The sequence below is a fragment of the Ramlibacter sp. PS3R-8 genome (assembly GCF_037572435.1).
In the GTDB taxonomy this organism is placed as follows: domain Bacteria; phylum Pseudomonadota; class Gammaproteobacteria; order Burkholderiales; family Burkholderiaceae_C; genus Ramlibacter.
In genome coordinates this window covers 355,754-372,716 of the sequence record NZ_JBBHGT010000001.1, presented here as the reverse complement: position 1 = coordinate 372,716, position 16,963 = coordinate 355,754, and the positions used below count along the sequence as shown (strand labels likewise).

The window sequence follows — 16,963 nt, the reverse complement described above, 5'->3', positions numbered from 1 at the left end:
CGGCAGTTGGCTGCAAGGGAGTCTTGCGTCTGGTAGTGTTGCGCTTTTCATTCTACGCAGACCCCATGGCCGACCGCTCGACTGGTTCTGTTACCAACGCCGATCCCGGCCATCCCGTGGTCATCCTTGGCGGTGGCCTGGCAGGGCTGAGCCTTGCGCTGCAACTGCGCCAGCGTTTTGCTGAGCTTGACATCGTGGTGCTGGAGCGCCGCACCCATCCGGTGCCGCATGCCGCCCACAAGGTGGGTGAGTCCACCGTGGAAATCGGCGCCCACTACTTCGCCGAAATCCTGGGGCTCAAGCCGCACCTGCAAACACAGCAGCTGAAGAAATTCGGCTTCCGTTTCTTCTTCAACGACGGGCGCGACATCGACAGCGTGACCGAGCTGGGCGCCAGCACGTTCCTGAGCACCCCCGCCTACCAGATCGACCGCGGCATCTTCGAGAACGAGCTGGGCCGGCTGGCGCTGGAACGCGGCATCCGCTTCGAAGACGGCGCCGTGGTCCGGCAAGTGGACCTCGCCACGGAGCCCTCCGGGCCGCGCGCGCACCGCGTGCGCTACGAGCGCAATGGCCAGCCGCACGAGATCGCCTGCAGCTGGCTGGTCGACGCCAGTGGCCGGGTCGGGCTGCTCAAGCGCAAGCTGGGGCTGGCCAAGGCCAACGCGCACCGGGCCAACGCGGTATGGCTGCGCATCAGCGACCGCCTGGACATCAACGAGTGGTCCAGCGACCCCGAGTGGCTGGCGCGCTGCAACCCGCCGCATCGCTGGCTTTCCACCAACCACCTCTGCGGCGACGGCTACTGGGCCTGGCTGATCCCCTTGTCCTCCGGCTCGCACTCGGTGGGAATCGTCTGCGATGCAGACGCGCACCCGATCGAGGGTATGAACACCTTCGACAAGGCGATGGAATGGTTTGCGGTGCACCAGCCGCAGCTGCACGCGCAGCTGGACCAGCGGCGCGACAAGCTGCAGGACTTCGCCTTCTTCAAGAATTTCTCGTACGGCTGCAAGCAGGTGTTCGACGGCGGCAACCGCTGGGCGATCACGGGCGAGGCCGGCCTGTTTCTCGATCCGTTCTATTCCCCCGGCAGCGACTTCATCGCGATCTCCAACACGTTCATCACCGAATTGATCGCGCAGGACCGCTCGGGCCGGCCGGCCTCGATGTACGCGGACATCTACCAGTCGATCTACTTCCTGCTCTACGAGAACATGCTGCCGATGTACACCGGCCAGTACCGGCTGTTCGGCAATCCCGAAGTCATGCCGATCAAGGTGCTCTGGGACTACACGTACTACTGGGGCGTGATGTGCCACCTGTACTTCCAGCAGAAGCTGTGGGACGTCGGCGCGATGGGCCGGTTGCAGAAGGGACTGGCTGCGTCTCAGCGCCTGAACGTGGCCGTGCAGGACTTCCTGCGCGCCTGGGATGCCGCCGGGCGCTCCGGCGACGAGCCGCGCATGCTGGACCAGGCGTCGATCCCCTGGTTCGCCGAATTGAACCGCGGCCTGACCGACGAACTGGACAAGGAAGCCTTCCAGGCCCGGCTGGTGACGAACCTGGAACGACTGGACCAGCTCGCGCTGCAGATTGCTGCCAGGGCGCGATCGGAGTATCCGGCGCTGGACGACAACGCCATTCGCGCCAGCTTGACCGATCCGGCCCTGGCGGATGCGGCGCCTGGAGAGGATCTGCTGTTTGCGCAGCTTCACGCTGCTGTTTGAGGCGCGTTGCGGGTCCGGCGCTCAGACCGCAGGGTCAAGCGGCGAGAGCAAAGCGGTCGTCCGTGGCGGCAAGTTGCGCCACAGTCGGAACTTCTTTTGCGATCATCTTGCCGCTCTCGCGAGAAGCAATCTTCAGGTCGTACGCGAGCTGGAGATTCAACCAGGACTGAGGATCTCCGCCGAAAAACCGCGCCAGGCGAAGCGCGGTGTCCGGAGAGATGCCGCGCCGCTCCAATACGATGTCGTTGATCCGACTGGGCGGCACCTTCAGGTGCTTGGCAAGCGCATTCGCGCTAAGTCCGTAGACCGCCAGATACTCTTCCCGAAGAATTTCCCCCGGGTGGATGGGTCTCATGCCGTTGTTGCTCATTGCACGGCCTCCTTGGCGTGAGCAGAACTCAGTGATAGTCGCAAATTTCCACCGACTCGGGTCCTCTGTCGGTCCAGACGAAGCACAGCCGCCACTGATCATTGATACGGATACTGTGTTGGCCAGCGCGATCACCGGCTAGCCCCTCCAAACGATTGCCCGGCGGAGATCTCAGAAATTCCAGCGTCACGGCAGCGTCCAGCATCTGCAGCTTTCGCTCCGCGACCGCCTTCAAATTCGCAAACTTCTTGCTCTTCCCCGTCGTAAACAGCTCTTCCGTCTGCGCGTTGGCGAAAGACTGGATCGACATTGGGGGGATTATAGCCGTTTACCGGTAAACGGTAAACACGCAGCCGATCCGCAGCGCAGGCTGCGGTTTGAGGCGCTGGGCGGACCCGGTCAGCAACCGAGCCACGCAATGGCTTCGGAAAGGTCCGTGAACGTGCGGAAGCGCAGGCCCATCTGCTGCGCCGCCTTCTCGCTGGTCCCGACCCGGAATTTCGGGGCCACCACGGAGGCGACGCGACCCATGCTGCGAAGGGCGCTTGCCGCGTGAGCGCCGAGGGCGAGATGGTCCGTGAACGCGAACTGGATTTCCACCTGGCGCAGGTCCAGCAACGCGCGTGTGTGGCCATGCCGCTCGCAGGTCACTCGCACCAGGTCGAACAGTCCGCAAAGGTCAGCGAGGGCGGCGAAGCCTGCGCTGGTGACGGTCACGTACTCGGGCCCGTGCTCGACAGTAAAGGTGAACGGCATCCGGAAGTCTAAGCGGGGCCGCGCACCCATTTCGTATCAGTGCAGAATCAGGAACTTGCAACGTCGGGGCCGGCCAACGCTGCGCCTTCGGAAATCGGTCGATCATGCCCATCAGGTTCGCCGTCGAACACCGCGCCACACATTGCGTCGTGCGCGTCGACGGTGACCCGACGCTCGCGGAATTCGTCGCGTTCATCGAGCGCCTGGGGATCGAGGCACGCAGCTGGCCGACGCGGCGTGCCTTGGTCGACCTTCGCGCCGTCCGCACCCTGACCACCGCGGAGCATCACCGGGCCGTCGGCCAAGCAGTCTGCGCCCACCTGGCCAGCCTGGAGCGCCTCGCGTCCGTCGTACCCGCAGACCGGATGACGCGCAACAGCGAACGCGTGGCGCAGGCCGGCGGCGTGAACCTGCGGGTGTTCAGCAGCGAAGGAGACGCGCTGTCGTGGCTGGCTTGAGGGGGTGGCAACGTGCGCGGGATCGTGCGGTCTGGACCCGAGGCGCGAAGTCGCGCCGGTAGTGTCAGGGCGGCATCACATAGCGAAAGCGGCACCCGAGGGGGTGCCGCAACGCATTGATTCGTATGGTGGGTGATGCAGGGTTTGAACCTGCGACCCCTGCCGTGTGAAGGCAGTGCTCTACCGCTGAGCTAATCACCCGTCTCCCCTGTGCGGGAAGCCTTCGATTATGCCATAGGGGAAAAGGGGATCTGCCGCCAGACCGTCTTGCCGCCGGATGCCTTGTCCAACTGCTTGAGCACTTCCTCGTGGGCCGCGGCCTCCTGGTCGCTGGCCAGCAGCACGGGCAGCGTGAACTGGCGCAGGTCCACGCGCGTGACGATGCCCGCCATCGTGCCGGCATGCGACTCGTCGATCAGCAGCGCGTCCTGGCCGCGCGTGAGGTTGATGTAGACGTCGGCCAGCAGCTCCGCGTCGAGCAGCGCGCCGTGCAGCGTGCGCGCCGAGTTGTCGACGCCGAGGCGGTCGCACAGGGCATCGAGGCTGTTGCGCTTGCCGGGGTACATCTCCTTGGCCATCGCCAGGGTGTCGGTGACCTTGCCCACGTGCCGTGTGAAGGGGGTGCGGCCCGCCAGCTCCAGCTCCTTGTTCAGGAAGCCGATGTCGAAAGCCGCGTTGTGGATGATGATCTCGGCGCCGGCCACGTACTGCATCAACTCGTCCGCGACGGCGGCGAACTTCGGCTTGTCGCGCAGGAAGTCGTTACTGATGCCGTGCACCTTCAGCGCGTCCTCGTGCGAGTCGCGCTCCGGGTTCAGGTACCAATGCTTGTTGTGGCCGGTCAGCTTGCGGGCGACCAGCTCCACGCAGCCGATCTCGATGATGCGGTCGCCGGCCTCTGCGGACAAACCCGTGGTTTCGGTATCGAGGACGATCTGGCGCATCGCCGGGATTATGCTTGAGCGCATGTTCGATCTCACCTCGAAAATCGCGCTGGTCACCGGCGGCAACGGGGGCATCGGCCTCGGGATGGCGCGGGGGTTGGGCCAGTCCGGCGCCACCGTGCTGATCGTGGGCCGCAATGCGGAAAAATCCGCATCGGCGTTGCGCGAACTTCAGTCAGTGGGGGTGCGGGCGGAATCGCTGGCCTGCGACGTCACGGACGAAGCGGCGGTGCAGGCCCTGTTCGCGCAGGTGCGCAACCGTCATGGGCGGCTCGACATCCTCGTCAACAACGCCGGCAGCACGGTGCGCAAGCCGCCGCAGGACTTCACCCTGGCGGAGTGGAACCAGGTGATGGACGTCAACCTCACCAGCGCCTTCCTCTGCGCCCGCGCCGCCCACCCCTTGATGGTGCAGGCCGGGGCGGGCAAGATCATCAACATCGGCTCGATCATGTCCATTTTCGGCGCGCCATATGCGCCGGCGTATTGCGCCAGCAAGGGTGCGATGGTGCAGTTCACCAAGTCGCTGGCCACCGCCTGGGCCAAGGACAACATCCAGGTGAACACCGTCCTGCCCGGCTGGATCGACACCGAGCTGACACAGGGCGCGCGAGCCCAGGTACCGGGCTTGAACGAACGCGTGCTGGCACGCACCCCGGCGGCGCGCTGGGGCGTGCCGGAGGACCTGGCAGGCGTTGCCGTCTTCCTCGCCAGCAAGGCCAGCGACTTCGTCACGGGGACAGCCATCCCCGTGGATGGCGGCTACGCTTCCGCCTGAGGCGACTTGTCCCATCACTTGTCCCATTGACAGGACAAGACGGCCGCCTGACCATGCGCTTCCATGGCGCACACATTGCCCCTGCCCAAATACCACCAGATCTACCTGGTGCTGCGGGAGCAACTGCACGAGGGCCTGTTTGCCCAGGGCGTGCCGGGCGAGCACGCCCTGATGCGGCAGTTCGGCGTGGCCCGCGTCACCGTGCGCCGCGCGCTGCAGGAGCTGGCGGGTGAAGGGCTGATCGCGCGGGAGCGCGGACGCGGTACGCGGGCCTTGTCCTCCATCACCCGTCCCGCCACGGCCGGCGGCAACGGGCGCACCAAGACCACCCGGCTCACCGGCCTGCTGGAAAACCTGGTCAGCACCAGCCTGAACACCACGGTGCGCGTGCTCGAGGTCACCAGCGTCGGCGCCAGTGCCGACGTGGCGCAGGCATTGCGCGTGATGCCCGGCGACACGGTGCAAAAGGCGGTGCGCGTGCGCTCCACGCGTGAAGGCCCGCTGTCGCACATCACCACCTGGGTCCCCGGCGACCTGGCCACGCAGTTCGGCAAGCGCGAGCTTGCGAAGAAGCCGATCCTGATGCTGCTGGAGGAATCCGGTGTGCGCGTGGGCGGCGCCCGCCAGACCATCTCGGCGCGCCTGGCGGATGCCCAGGTGGCCTCGCACCTCGGTATCGCCGTCGGTTCGGCGCTGCTGGCCGTGCGCCGCCTGATCCACGACGAACAGGGCCGGCCGGTGCAATGGCTGCACGGCCTGTACCGGCCCGACCGCTACGAGTACCAAATGCAGTTGTCCCGCGTCGGCGACATCGCCGCCAAGGTGTGGGTCAGCAGCGAGCTGTCCGCCCAATTCCATTGAACCCCTGAAGGAGAACCCCGATGAGTGCACCCTCCGTGAATCGCCGCCGCTTTGTCGCGCAGGCCGGCGCCGCCGCTTCGGCGCTGGCTTTCCCCATCGTCGGCGGCGCGCAGCCGCGCACGGTGCGCATCGGCGTGCTGCACCCGGTGACGGGCGCGCTGGCCTACTCCGGCGCGCAGTGCCGCGAGGGCGCGCTGATGGCCATCGAGGACATCAACAAGGCGGGCGGCATCAAGTCACTGGGCGGCGCGAAGATCGAGGCGCTGCTGGGTGACGCCCAGTCCACGCCGGCGGCGGGCACCGCGGAGATCGAGAAGATGAACGAGGCCGGCGTGAGCGCCGTGGTCGGCGCCTTCGCCTCGGCGATCTGCCTGGCCACCACGCAGGCGGCCGCCAAGTACAACCTGCCGCACGTCGTGGATGTCGGCGTGGCCGACCAGATCGTCGAGCGCGGCCTGAAGAACACGTTTCGCTTCGGCCCGGGCTACCGCAAGTCCGCCGAGATCGCGATGGCCAACCTGCACGTGCTGAACACGGCAGCGGGCAAGCCGGCCAAGTCCGTGATGATCATCCACGAGGAGTCGCTGTTCGGCACCGGCACGGCCAACCTGCTGGCGCGCGAGCTGCCGGGCTACGGCTACGAGGTCAAGGAGGTCATCAAGCACGCCAATCCGACGCGCGACTTCAACAACATCGTGCTGCGGATGAAGTCCGTCAACCCGGACATCGTGATTCCCGCCAACTACTACAACGAGTACGCCCTGCTGGTGCGCACCATGCAGCAGCAGAAGGTGACGCCCAAGGCGATCTACTCGGTGCTCGGCGGCGCGGCCTCCAGCTACAAGTTCGTCAAGGAATTCCCGGACGCCGCCAACGGCATCATCGACTGCAACCACTGGTTCAATCCCAAGGACAAGCGCAGCATCGACATGCGCAAGCGGGTCGAGGCCAAGGGCCTGTTCTTCAGCTACGAGATCTTCATGACGTACACGGCGATGCGCCTGCTGGCCGACGCCATCGACCGGGCGAAGTCCACCGACCGCGCCGCCATCATCGCGGCGCTGGAGGGCAGCACGTTCAGCGACCACATCATGCCGTACGGTCCGACGAAGTTCGTCAATGGCCAGAACCAGGGCGCGCAGCCCCTGATGACGCAGGTGGTCAAGGGCGACATCAAGGTGATCATCCCGCGCGACTTCCGCGAGGCCGAGCCCATTTTCCCGCTGAAGGCCTGACCCTCAGTCTTCCCGGGTCCGCATGTTCGACTCCGGCATCCTGTTTTCCGCCGTGCTCAACGGCCTGACCACCGGCGCGGTGTACGCGCTGGTGGCGCTTGGCCTCACGCTGATCTACGGCGTGCTGCACATCATCAACTTCGCCCATGGCGCGGCGCTGATGATGGCGCTGTACGGCGTCTATTTCCTCAAGCAGTCGCTGGGCCTGGACCCCTACTTCGCCGTCCTGCCCATGGTGGCGGTGATGTTCGCCGCCGGCTACGCCTTGCAGCGCGGCATCATCAACCGGGCCAGCCACGGCAAGGACGAGAACATCCTGCTGGTGACACTGGGCCTGTCCATCGTGCTGGAGAACGTGGCGCTGCTGGCCTTCAAGTCGGACACCCGCAGCATCGAGACCCCGTACACGCTGGCCACGGTGGCGATCGGGCCGGCGATGATCGCCGTGCCCAAATTGGTGGCGTTCGCGGGCGCACTGGCGGTGTCCGCAGTGCTGCTGTGGATCGTGCGGCGCACCGACCTCGGCCGCGCCATCCGCGCGGTGGCACGCGAGAAGCACGGCGCCCGCCTGGTCGGCATCGACGTCGATCACGTCTACGCGATGAGCTTCGGCATCGGCCTGGCGTGTCTCGGCGCGGCCGCCTGCTTCCTGCTGCCGGCGTACTACGTGAATCCACAGGTCGGCAACGGCTTCGTGCTGGTCGCCTTCACCATCGTCGTGCTGGGCGGCATGGGCAGTTTTGCGGGCGCACTGCTCGGCGGGCTGCTGATCGGGGTGGTCGAGTCGCTGGGCGGGTTGTGGTTCGGCGAGTCCCTGGGACAGGTCGGCATCTTCCTGCTGTTCATCGCCGTGCTGCTGTTCCGGCCGCAGGGACTGTTCGGGGCGAAGGCATGAAGCCCATCACGTGGCAGCGCGACCTGCTGCAGATCGCCGTGTTCGCGCTGCTGGTGGCGATGCTCGCGCTCGTCACGCGTTCCGGCGTGCTCCTGAACTTCCTGATGACGGCCTTGTTCGGCTGCCTGATGGCGCAGGCGTGGAACCTGCTGGGTGGCTATGGCGGCCAGTTCTCGTTCGGCCATGCGCTCTTTTTCGGGACCGGTGCGTACGTGCAGGCCATCGCGCAGGTCCAGGGCGGACTCAGCCCGTGGGTCGCGTTGCCGCTGGCCATCCTGGCAGCGGCATTGGTGGGGCTGATGGTGGGCGCCCTCTCCTTTCGCTACGGCCTGCGCGGCTCCTACTTCGCGCTGGTGACGCTGGCCTTCGCCGAGGTGTTCCGCATCCTCGCGCTGTCCGTGCCCTTCACGGGCGCCGGCGTCGGCTTGATGCTGCCGCTGAAACCCGGCGTGGCGAACATGCAGTTCCCGGACCGGATGGGCTTCGTCTGGCTGGCGCTCGGCCTGGTCGTGCTGGGACTGCTGGTCACCGCCTGGCTGCGGCACTCCCGCTTCGGCGCGTGGCTGCAGGCCGTGCGCGACAACGAGGATGCGGCCCGCGCGATCGGCGTCGACCCCTTCCGGGTGAAGCTGGGTGCGATCGGCTGGTCCGGCGCGTTCATGGGCTCGGCCGGCGCACTCTACGTGCAGGTGTTCCAGTACATCGACCCGGCGATCGCGTACGGACCGCATACCTCGGTGGAGGCGCTGGTCGCAGCCATCGTCGGCGGACTCGGCACGCTGTGGGGGCCGGTGGTGGGCGCGCTGGTGCTGCACCTGCTGGCCGACTTCACGCGCAGCCTGTTCGGCGGCTTGCCCGGCATCAACATGATCATCTACGGCGTGGTGCTGATCGTGATCGTCATGTTCGCGCCGCGTGGGGTGCTGGGGCTCGGCCAGTCGGTCTGGCGCTTGTGGTCGCCGCGCGCCGCGCCTGCGTCGCAAGCCGTCGAGCCGAAGGAGGCACCCCGTGGCTGAGCCGCTGTTGCGCCTGCGCGGTGTGTCGAAATCGTTCGGCGGCCTCGCCGCGGTGCAGGACGTGTCGCTGGACGTGCCGGCCGGCAGCATCAGTGCCCTCATCGGCCCGAACGGCGCCGGCAAGACCACGCTGTTCGCCCTGGTGTCGGGGTTCATCCGGCCGGACCGGGGAACGGTCGCTTTCGATGGGCAGGACATCACCGGGCGGCCGCCGTACATGAACGCCCGGCGCGGCATGACCCGCACCTTCCAGATCGTGCAGCCCTTCGCGGCGCAGACGGTGCGCGAAAACATCGCGGTGGGCGCGCACCTGCATTGCGCCGACCGTCACACCGCACTGGCTCAAGCCGATGCGGTAGCGCGGAGACTCGGACTTGCGCCGCAACTCGACAAGCCCGCCGGCGACCTCACGGTGGCCGGCCGCAAGCGCCTGGAGCTGGCGCGTGCGCTGGCCACGCAGCCGCGCCTGCTGCTGCTGGACGAAGTACTGGCGGGACTGAACCCGCAGGAAGTGGCCGAGATGATCCCCGTGGTGCGCGACATCGCGGCCGGCGGCGTGACCGTGCTGATGATCGAGCACGTCATGCAGGCGGTGATGCATCTCGCCGCGCACGTCTGGGTGCTGGCGCAGGGGCAACTGATCGCCGAAGGCTCGGCGTCGCAGGTGACGCAGGATCCGCGCGTCATCGAGGCCTACCTGGGGCACGGTGCGGCGCAACGGCTCGGCCGGCTGGCCGCGGCGGCGCGGGAGGCGGCAGCATGAATGCCCCGTTGCTGTCCGTGCGCGGCCTGCGCAGTGGCTACGGCGCGGTGGAAGTGCTGCGCGGCATCGACCTCGACGTGGCGCCGGGCGAGATCGTCGCCTTGCTTGGCAGCAACGGCGCCGGCAAGAGCACGTTCAACCAGACTGTCAGCGGGCTGGTCGCCACCCGCGCGGGCAGCATCCGCTTCGATGGCCGTGACACCAGCCACGCGCATTACCGCGACATCGTCGGCGCCGGGCTCATCCACGTCCCGGAAGGCCGCCGCATCTTCCCCAACCTGTCGGTGCTGGAAAACCTGGAGCTGGGCTCCTTCGCGCGCGCGCGCGCCAACCGCAGCGTCAACCTCGAGCGGGTCTTTGCCATCTTCCCCCGCCTGAAGGAACGCACCGGGCAACTCGCCGGCACCATGAGCGGTGGCGAACAGCAGATGCTGGCCATCGGCCGCGGCCTGATGGGCGAGCCGCGCTTGCTGATCCTGGACGAACCGTCGCTGGGACTCTCGCCGCTGCTGGTGGAGGAACTGTTCGGGCTGATCGCGCAACTGCACGCCGAAAACCTGTCGATCCTGCTGGTGGAGCAGAACGTCGCGCAGTCGCTGGAGATCGCGCAGCGCGCCTACGTGATGGAGAACGGGGCGATCCAGTTCTCCGGCAGCAGCGCGGAGTTGCTGGCCACCGACCGGCTGCGCCAGGCGTATCTTGGAGTCTGAATGAGCATGAAGAATCCCGATCGATGGTCACGTCGTGTCGTCCTGGTTGCGGGCGCGCTCGCCGCGCTGCGCGTGCAGGCGCAAGGATCGCAACAGGCCGTTCGCATCCTGGTCGGCGCGCCTCCCGGTGGCACCACGGACACCATGGCGCGGGCGCTGGCCGCGGAGCTGGGTCGCGTCCTCGGGCGCACCGTCGTTGTCGAGAACCGCCCCGGCGCCGGCGGCAACATCGCAGCCGAACTGGTGGCCAAGGCCGCCCCAGACGGCAACACGCTTCTGATGAGCTTCACCAGCCATGCCATCAATGCGTCCCTCTACCCCACGCTGCCTTTCGACCCGGTCAAGGACTTCACGCCGCTGACGATGGTGTCCACCACGCCCGCGCTGCTGGTCGCCCACCCGTCGGTGCCGGCCAACAACCTGAAGGAACTCATCGCGCTGCTGAAGGGCCGCCCGGGCCAGCTGAACTTCGCGATCGGTGCGCTGGGGTCCTCGGTGCACCTCGCGGGCGAGGCGTTCAAGATGATGTCGGGCACCTATGTCGTGAACATCCCGTACAAGGGGACCGCGCCGGCTATCCAGGACGTGCTGGCCGGCCAGGTGCAACTGATGTTCGCCAACATCGGCAACGCGCAGGCCCACGTGCGCGCGGGCAAGCTCAAGGCACTGGGGGTCACCAGCCCCGCGCGGCTGGCTGCGTTTCCGGACGTGCCGGCGATCGCCGAGGCACTTCCCGGCTACCAGTCCAGCGCCTGGTTCGGCCTGTTCGGCCCTGCCCGCATGCCGGCGGACCTGGTCAAGCGCACCAGCGACGCGGCGCGGCAAGCGGTCGGCTCGGCCGAGGTGAAGCGGCGCATCGAGTCCGAAGGCGCAACGCCGGTCGGCAACGCGCCGGAGGAGTTCGGCCGCTTCGTGCAGGAGGAGATCAAACGCTGGGCCAAGGTGGTGAAGTACTCGGGGGCGAAGCCGGAATGACCGCGCAGTCCCTCGCCCAGAAGCTGCTCGCGCGCGCGTCCGGGCGGGATGCTGTGCGCGTGGGCGAGATCGTCACCTGCAAGGTGGACCTGGCGATGTTCCACGACTCCTCCGGCCCGCGTCGCCTGCAGCCGATGCTGGAGGAACTGGGCGCGCAGCTCTGGGACAAGTCGAAGATCGTGCTGGTGATGGACCACTACGTGCCGGAGCGCAGCGACGACGCGCGGCGCATCGTGCGCATCGCGCGCGACTGGGCACGCGACCAGCAATTGCCGCACGTGTACGACTCCATCGGCATCTGCCACGTGGTGGTGCCGCAGCACGGCCACATCCGGCCCGGCCTGTTCTGCGTCGGTGGCGATTCGCATTCGCCCACCGGCGGTGCTTTCGGCGCCTACATGTTCGGCGTGGGCAGCACCGAGATGCTGGGCGTGGTGACGACGGGAGAGATCTGGGTGCGGGTGCCGCGCACGATCCGCATGCGCTGGGACGGCAGGCTCGCCGCGGGCGTGGCGGCCAAGGACATGATGCTGGCGCTGATCGGCCGCTTCGGCATGAACGGCGGCGGCTACCAGGCCGTGGAATTCGCTGGCGACGCGGTGCGGGCCCTGCCCATGCACGAGCGCATGACCCTGGCGAACATGAGCGCGGAGCTCGGCGCGCAAGTGGGACTGATCGCGCCCGACGAAGTGACGCGCGACTGGCTGGCGGCGCACGGCGCGCCCGACGTCGACATCGCAACCTGGTCCTCGGACGAAGGCAGCGCGGACGAGGAACACGTCTTCGACGCCGGTGCGCTGCAACCGCAAGTGGCTGCGCCGTTCAGCCCCGCCAACACGCGAGCCGCCAGCGAGCTGTCGGGCGTCGCCATCCAGACCGCCTACATCGGCGCCTGCACCGGAGCCAAGCTCGAAGACCTGCGTTATGCCGCACAGGTGCTGCGTGGCCGCCACGTCGCAGCGGGCGTGCGACTGCTCGTCGCGCCCGCCAGCCACGCCGACCGCGACGAGGCGCAGCGCGAAGGCACCTGGCAGGTGCTGGCCGACGCCGGCGCCGAGTTGCTGCCCAGCGCCTGTGGTGTCTGCGCCGGTTATGGCGACAGCTTCGGCCCCGATGAAACCGTGATCTCCAGCACCGCGCGCAACTTCAAGGGGCGCATGGGCCCGCCCACCACCCAGGTCTACCTGGCCTCGGCATACACCGTTGCGGCGTCGGCGCTGGCCGGCCGCATCAGCGACCCGCGCGAGGTGCTGCAGTGACGCTGCATCGCGCCTGGCGGTTGGGTGCCGAGGTCGACACCGACGCGCTCGCTCCAGGCGCTTGGATGCAGCACGGCGTGGACGTGATCGCGCAACATTGCCTGGACGCGCTGCGGCCGGAATTCGCGGGCGCCGTACGACCGGGCGACGTGATCGTGGCGGGCCGCGACTTCGGCATCGGCTCCTCGCGCGAACAGGCCGCGGCCGCACTGCGTCATCTCGGCGTGGCCGCCGTCATCGCCCCTTCCTTCGCCGGCCTGTTCTTCCGCAACGCATTCAACCTGGGCCTGTTGCTGCTCACATGCGCCGATTGCGAGCGCATCGTGGAAGGCGAACGCATCGCTTTCGACCCGGAGGCCGGCACCGTCACCCGCCCGAACGGCGAGGTGCTGCCGGCCGATCCCATCCCCGCCTTCCTGCTCGACATGGTCGCGGCCGGCGGGCTGCTGCCACAACTTCGAACCCGCTTCCACCGGAGGACCTCCCCGTGACCGCTCCCCTCTACGACCTGCTGATCCGCAACGTGCGCGTGGTCCGCCCGCATGGCAACACGGTGCACGCATCCGACATCGCCATCCGCGACGGCAAGTTCGCCAAGGTGGCGCCGGCCATCGACCCCACCCAGGCTCGACAGGTGCAGGAAGGCCGCGGACTGCTGGCCTTCCCCGGCGTGGTGGACGCGCACATGCACGCGGGCATCTATTCGCCGCTGGCGGAGGACGCGGTCACCGAGTCCAAGGCCGCGGCCATGGGCGGGGTGACCTCCAGCCTGAACTACTTTCGCACCGGCCAGTACTACCTGAACAAGGGCGGTCCGTACGCCGAGTTCTTCCCCGAAGTGCTGGACATCAGCCGCAACCGCTTCCACGTGGATTACGGCTACCACCTCGCCCCGATGGACAGCACGCACATCGACGAGATCCCGATGCTGATCGAGAAGCACGGCGTCGCCAGCTTCAAGATCTTCATGTTCTACGGCTCGCACGGCCTGCACGGCGCCAGCGATTCGCAGCGGCAGTTCCTGATGATCGGCGAGGACCAGCGCTACGACTACGCGCACTTCGAGTTCATCATGCGCGGCATCCAGGCGGCGCGGGAGAAGATGCCGGAGCGGGCCCACCAGATCTCGCTCTCGCTGCACTGCGAGACGGCCGAGATCATGACGGCCTACAGCAAGATCGTCGAGAAAGACAAGTCGTTGTCGGGCCTGGCGGCGTACAGCGCGTCGCGCCCGCAGCATTCGGAAGGCCTGGCGGTGTTCATCGCCAGCTACCTCGCCAACGAAACCGCGCTGCCCAACATCAACCTGCTGCACCTCAGCTCGCGCAAGGCGGTGCAGGCGGCGCTGATGATGGCCGACGTGTTTCCGCACATCGATTTCCGCCGCGAAGTGACGATCGGCCACCTGATGCTGGACATCCACTCCAAGGCCGCGGAGCTTGCCAAGGTGAATCCACCGATCCGGCCGCGCGAGGACGTGGAGTTCCTGTGGCAGGCGCTGCTGGAAGACGAACTGGACTGGGTGGTGTCCGACCACGCCTGCTGCCGCCAGGAACTGAAGGTGCCCAAGCACTACTTCGGCAACATCTGGATGGCCAAGAGCGGCTTTGGCGGCACGGAATACCTGCTGCCGTCGCTGGTGAGCGAAGGAACGCGGCGCGGCATGGGCTACAACCACATGGCCCGCGTGACCAGCTGGACGCCCGCGCAGCGCTTCGGCCTGAACCGCAAGGGCGACATCGCCGAGGGTTATGACGCCGACCTGGCGCTGGTGGACCCCGCGAAGACCTGGACCATCCATGCGAAGGACTCGCCGTCGACGCAGGGGTACACGCCCTTCGAAGGCATCGAATTGTCGGCGCGGGTGGAGGGGACCTGGCTGCGCGGCGAACAGATCTACGCCCAGGACAGGGGCGTGATCGGCCAGCCGCGCGGGCAGTACCTGTTCCGCCCGACGGACTGAGCATGGCCGCGAAGCCGCGGGTCGTGCGTACCGGCCGCTTCGATGCCGAAGTGCACGTGCCGGTGGCCATCGTCGGCGGCGGCGCCTGTGGGCTGGTGGCGGCCGTGGCGTTGAAGGAGGCCGGCATCGATGGCCTGGTCGTGGAACGGGACGCGACGCCCAGCGGGTCGACCGCGCTCTCCTCGGGATTCATTCCTGCCGCCGGCACGCGGGTGCAGGCCGCGCAGGGCATCCAGGACAGCATCGAGCTGTTCGCGCAGGACATCTCGCACAAGGCCAAGGGCACCGCGGCGCAGCACCTGGTGCAGGCGTACACGCGGGCGGCAGGGCCTGCGATCGATCGTCTCGCCGGCCACGGCCTGCAGTTCGAAGTGCTGGACAAATTCCTCTATCCCGGACACCGCGTCCATCGCATGCACACCCTTGCGGAGCGCACGGGCGCGGCGTTGGTGGGCGCCTTGCTCGCTGCCGCACGCCGCAGTGGCGTGGACCTCTTGACATCGGCGCGCGCGGTGGAACTGCATGCGGACGCAGGAGACCGCATCCTCGGCATCGGTGTGGAGCGGCCGGACGGCGTGATCGAGCGCATCGGCTGCGACGTCCTCCTGCTCGCCTGCAACGGCTTCGGCGGCAACCCTGCGCTGGTCGGCGAGCTGTTGCCGGCGATGCGCGAGGCCACCTTCGCCGGCCATGCCGGCAACGACGGCAGCGCCATCCTGTGGGGCCGCGAACTGGGGGCCGCTGCCGCGGACCTGGGCGGCTACCAGGGCCACGGATCGTGGGTGGTGCCGCAAGGCGCGCTGATGACGTGGGCGGTGATGATGGAAGGCGGCGTGCAGCTGAACGCGCGCGGCGCGCGGTTCCACGACGAGACCCAGGGCTACTCGGAAGCGGCGGTGGCTGTCCTTGCGCAGCCGGGGGGCACGGCCTGGAACGTCTTCGGCGACCGGCAGCTGTCGCTGGCGCGCGAATTCCCGGACTTCCGCGATGCCGAGGCGGCCGGCGCCTTGCGCACCGCAGCGGGCCGGGACGAACTTGCGGCCATCATCGGCTGCGACGCCGCCTCGCTGGCGGCCGAGATCGCCCGCTTCGGACCCCCGTTCCACGCAGTGCGCGTGACGGGCGCGCTGTTCCACACCCAGGGCGGACTCGACATCGACGCGGAGTGCCGCGTGCGGAGGCCCGATGCCACCGTGTTCCCCAACCTGCTGGCTGCGGGCGGTGCTGCGCGTGGCGTCAGCGGCAACGCGGTGTGGGGCTATCTCTCCGGCAACGGGTTGCTGAGCGCCGTGGCCGGGGGCTGGATCGCGGCGCACACGGCGGCACGGCAACTCGGAACAGGAACATCGTCATGAGCACTCCTTCCTTGAAATCCCTGCTGCAACGGCCGCAGCCCTTGCTGGCGCCTGGCGTGTACGACGCACTGAGTGCCCTGGTGGCGGAACAGGCCGGGTTCGAGGCGCTGTACCTCTCCGGGGCTTCCATCGCCTACACGCGGCTGGGCCGCTCCGACATCGGCCTGACCACCGCGACGGAAGTGGCGCAAACCCTGGCGCACATCACCGACCGCGTGGACCTGCCCGTGATCGTGGACGGGGACACCGGCTTCGGCAACGCGTTGAACGTGCAGCGCACCGTGCGCGAATTCGAGCGCGCGGGCGCCGCGATGATCCAGCTGGAAGACCAGGGCTTCCCCAAGCGCTGCGGGCACCTGGACGGCAAGACGGTGATCGGGGTCCGGGAGATGTGCGGGAAGTTGCGGGCGGCGCTGGATGCGCGGCGCAGCAGCGAGACACTGATCCTGGCGCGCACGGATGCGCTGGCCGTAGAAGGCCTGCAGCCGGCGCTGGAACGCGCCGAGCGTTACCTCGCATGCGGTGTCGACGCCTTGTTCATCGAGGCGCTGCGCACGCCGGAGCAGATGCGAGAGGCCTGTGCGCGGTTTGCGGCGCGCGTGCCACTGCTGGCGAACATGGTGGAAGGCGGCAAAACCCCGGTGCTGGGCGCGGAAGAGCTCGGCAAGCTGGGATTCCGCATCGTCATCTTCCCCGGCGGCACAGCGCGCGCCGTGGCGCATACGCTGCAGCGGTACTACGGAAGCTTGAAAGCAGAGGGAACGACCGCAGGCATGCGCGGGGAGATGCTGGATTTCGACGGGCTGAATGCCGTCATCGGGACGCCGGAGTTGCTGGCGCGGGGGAAGCAGTACGAATGAATGGCGGGGTCGCTTCGCGAACCCGCCCTGCGGGA

General features: G+C 67.8%; 19 protein-coding genes and 1 tRNA gene. 15 read left to right on the top strand and 5 right to left on the bottom strand.

Features of this window, described 5'->3' with window-relative positions:
• Window positions 1-65 precede the first annotated feature (65 nt).
• A complete protein-coding gene (locus WG902_RS01770; RefSeq protein ID WP_340058173.1) occupies window positions 66-1,730 on the top strand; it encodes an NAD(P)/FAD-dependent oxidoreductase in 1,665 nt (554 codons plus the stop codon).
• 34 nt (window positions 1,731-1,764) lie between these two features.
• On the opposite strand, the gene WG902_RS01765 is transcribed toward WG902_RS01770, so the two are convergent.
• The 3 genes from WG902_RS01765 to WG902_RS01755 all read right to left on the bottom strand — a co-directional run bounded on the left by WG902_RS01765 (window position 1,765) and on the right by WG902_RS01755 (window position 2,856).
• Window positions 1,765-2,100: a HigA family addiction module antitoxin gene (locus WG902_RS01765; protein WP_340058172.1), complete on the bottom strand. Its 336-nt coding sequence runs from the start codon at window positions 2,098-2,100 to the stop codon at window positions 1,765-1,767.
• A gap of 28 nt (window positions 2,101-2,128) precedes the next feature.
• On the bottom strand, window positions 2,129-2,410 hold the full coding sequence (locus tag WG902_RS01760; RefSeq protein WP_340058171.1) for a type II toxin-antitoxin system RelE/ParE family toxin: 282 nt from the start codon (window positions 2,408-2,410) through the stop codon (window positions 2,129-2,131).
• Window positions 2,411-2,499: 89 nt separating this feature from the next.
• Window positions 2,500-2,856, bottom strand: coding sequence for a SpoIIAA family protein (locus WG902_RS01755; protein WP_340058170.1), 357 nt, complete (start codon window positions 2,854-2,856; stop codon window positions 2,500-2,502).
• Between the two features lie 104 nt (window positions 2,857-2,960).
• Here WG902_RS01755 and WG902_RS01750 point away from each other — a divergent pair, with 104 nt between their 5' ends.
• Window positions 2,961-3,314 (top strand): SpoIIAA family protein, encoded by a 354-nt coding sequence (locus WG902_RS01750; protein WP_340058169.1) that lies wholly within the window; start codon window positions 2,961-2,963, stop codon window positions 3,312-3,314.
• Between the two features lie 126 nt (window positions 3,315-3,440).
• Here the strand turns inward: WG902_RS01750 and WG902_RS01745 are convergent.
• Window positions 3,441-3,515: transfer RNA gene (locus tag WG902_RS01745), tRNA-Val, on the bottom strand.
• Window positions 3,516-3,541: 26 nt separating this feature from the next.
• Window positions 3,542-4,258 carry a DNA polymerase III subunit epsilon gene (gene dnaQ, locus WG902_RS01740; protein WP_340058167.1) on the bottom strand — a complete coding sequence of 239 codons (717 nt, stop codon included), beginning with the start codon at window positions 4,256-4,258 and terminating at the stop codon, window positions 3,542-3,544.
• Window positions 4,259-4,280: 22 nt separating this feature from the next.
• Here dnaQ and WG902_RS01735 point away from each other — a divergent pair, with 22 nt between their 5' ends.
• The 13 genes from WG902_RS01735 (at window position 4,281) to WG902_RS01675 (ending at window position 16,928) form a co-directional block, all read left to right on the top strand.
• Window positions 4,281-5,036 (top strand): glucose 1-dehydrogenase, encoded by a 756-nt coding sequence (locus WG902_RS01735; RefSeq protein ID WP_340058166.1) that lies wholly within the window; start codon window positions 4,281-4,283, stop codon window positions 5,034-5,036.
• A 63-nt stretch (window positions 5,037-5,099) separates the two neighbouring features.
• Window positions 5,100-5,897: a GntR family transcriptional regulator gene (locus WG902_RS01730; protein ID WP_340058165.1), complete on the top strand. Its 798-nt coding sequence runs from the start codon at window positions 5,100-5,102 to the stop codon at window positions 5,895-5,897.
• Between the two features lie 20 nt (window positions 5,898-5,917).
• Window positions 5,918-7,132, top strand: coding sequence for an ABC transporter substrate-binding protein (locus tag WG902_RS01725; protein ID WP_340058164.1), 1,215 nt, complete (start codon window positions 5,918-5,920; stop codon window positions 7,130-7,132).
• A 22-nt stretch (window positions 7,133-7,154) separates the two neighbouring features.
• The gene (locus tag WG902_RS01720; protein WP_340058163.1) at window positions 7,155-8,027 is read left to right on the top strand and encodes a branched-chain amino acid ABC transporter permease; all 873 of its coding nucleotides are present in this window, start codon (window positions 7,155-7,157) and stop codon (window positions 8,025-8,027) included.
• Window positions 8,024-9,043 (top strand): branched-chain amino acid ABC transporter permease, encoded by a 1,020-nt coding sequence (locus WG902_RS01715; protein ID WP_340058162.1) that lies wholly within the window; start codon window positions 8,024-8,026, stop codon window positions 9,041-9,043. Before WG902_RS01720 ends, WG902_RS01715 begins: the two co-directional genes overlap by 4 nt.
• Complete coding sequence (locus tag WG902_RS01710; RefSeq protein ID WP_340058161.1) at window positions 9,036-9,806, top strand: ABC transporter ATP-binding protein; 771 nt, start codon at window positions 9,036-9,038, stop codon at window positions 9,804-9,806. The genes WG902_RS01715 and WG902_RS01710 overlap by 8 nt, the downstream gene beginning before the upstream one ends.
• Window positions 9,803-10,516: an ABC transporter ATP-binding protein gene (locus WG902_RS01705; protein WP_340058160.1), complete on the top strand. Its 714-nt coding sequence runs from the start codon at window positions 9,803-9,805 to the stop codon at window positions 10,514-10,516. Before WG902_RS01710 ends, WG902_RS01705 begins: the two co-directional genes overlap by 4 nt.
• A complete protein-coding gene (locus tag WG902_RS01700) occupies window positions 10,517-11,491 on the top strand; it encodes a tripartite tricarboxylate transporter substrate binding protein (RefSeq protein ID WP_340058159.1) in 975 nt (324 codons plus the stop codon).
• Entirely contained in the window at window positions 11,488-12,750 is a 1,263-nt protein-coding gene (locus WG902_RS01695; RefSeq protein WP_340058158.1) for a 3-isopropylmalate dehydratase large subunit, read from the top strand. Before WG902_RS01700 ends, WG902_RS01695 begins: the two co-directional genes overlap by 4 nt.
• Window positions 12,747-13,241, top strand: coding sequence for a LeuD/DmdB family oxidoreductase small subunit (locus WG902_RS01690; protein WP_340058157.1), 495 nt, complete (start codon window positions 12,747-12,749; stop codon window positions 13,239-13,241). Before WG902_RS01695 ends, WG902_RS01690 begins: the two co-directional genes overlap by 4 nt.
• Window positions 13,238-14,713, top strand: coding sequence for a dihydroorotase (locus tag WG902_RS01685; protein ID WP_340058156.1), 1,476 nt, complete (start codon window positions 13,238-13,240; stop codon window positions 14,711-14,713). Before WG902_RS01690 ends, WG902_RS01685 begins: the two co-directional genes overlap by 4 nt.
• Before the next feature lie 2 nt (window positions 14,714-14,715).
• On the top strand, window positions 14,716-16,068 hold the full coding sequence (locus WG902_RS01680; protein ID WP_340058155.1) for an FAD-dependent oxidoreductase: 1,353 nt from the start codon (window positions 14,716-14,718) through the stop codon (window positions 16,066-16,068).
• A complete protein-coding gene (locus WG902_RS01675; RefSeq protein ID WP_340058154.1) occupies window positions 16,065-16,928 on the top strand; it encodes an isocitrate lyase/PEP mutase family protein in 864 nt (287 codons plus the stop codon). Before WG902_RS01680 ends, WG902_RS01675 begins: the two co-directional genes overlap by 4 nt.
• Window positions 16,929-16,963 lie beyond the last annotated feature (35 nt).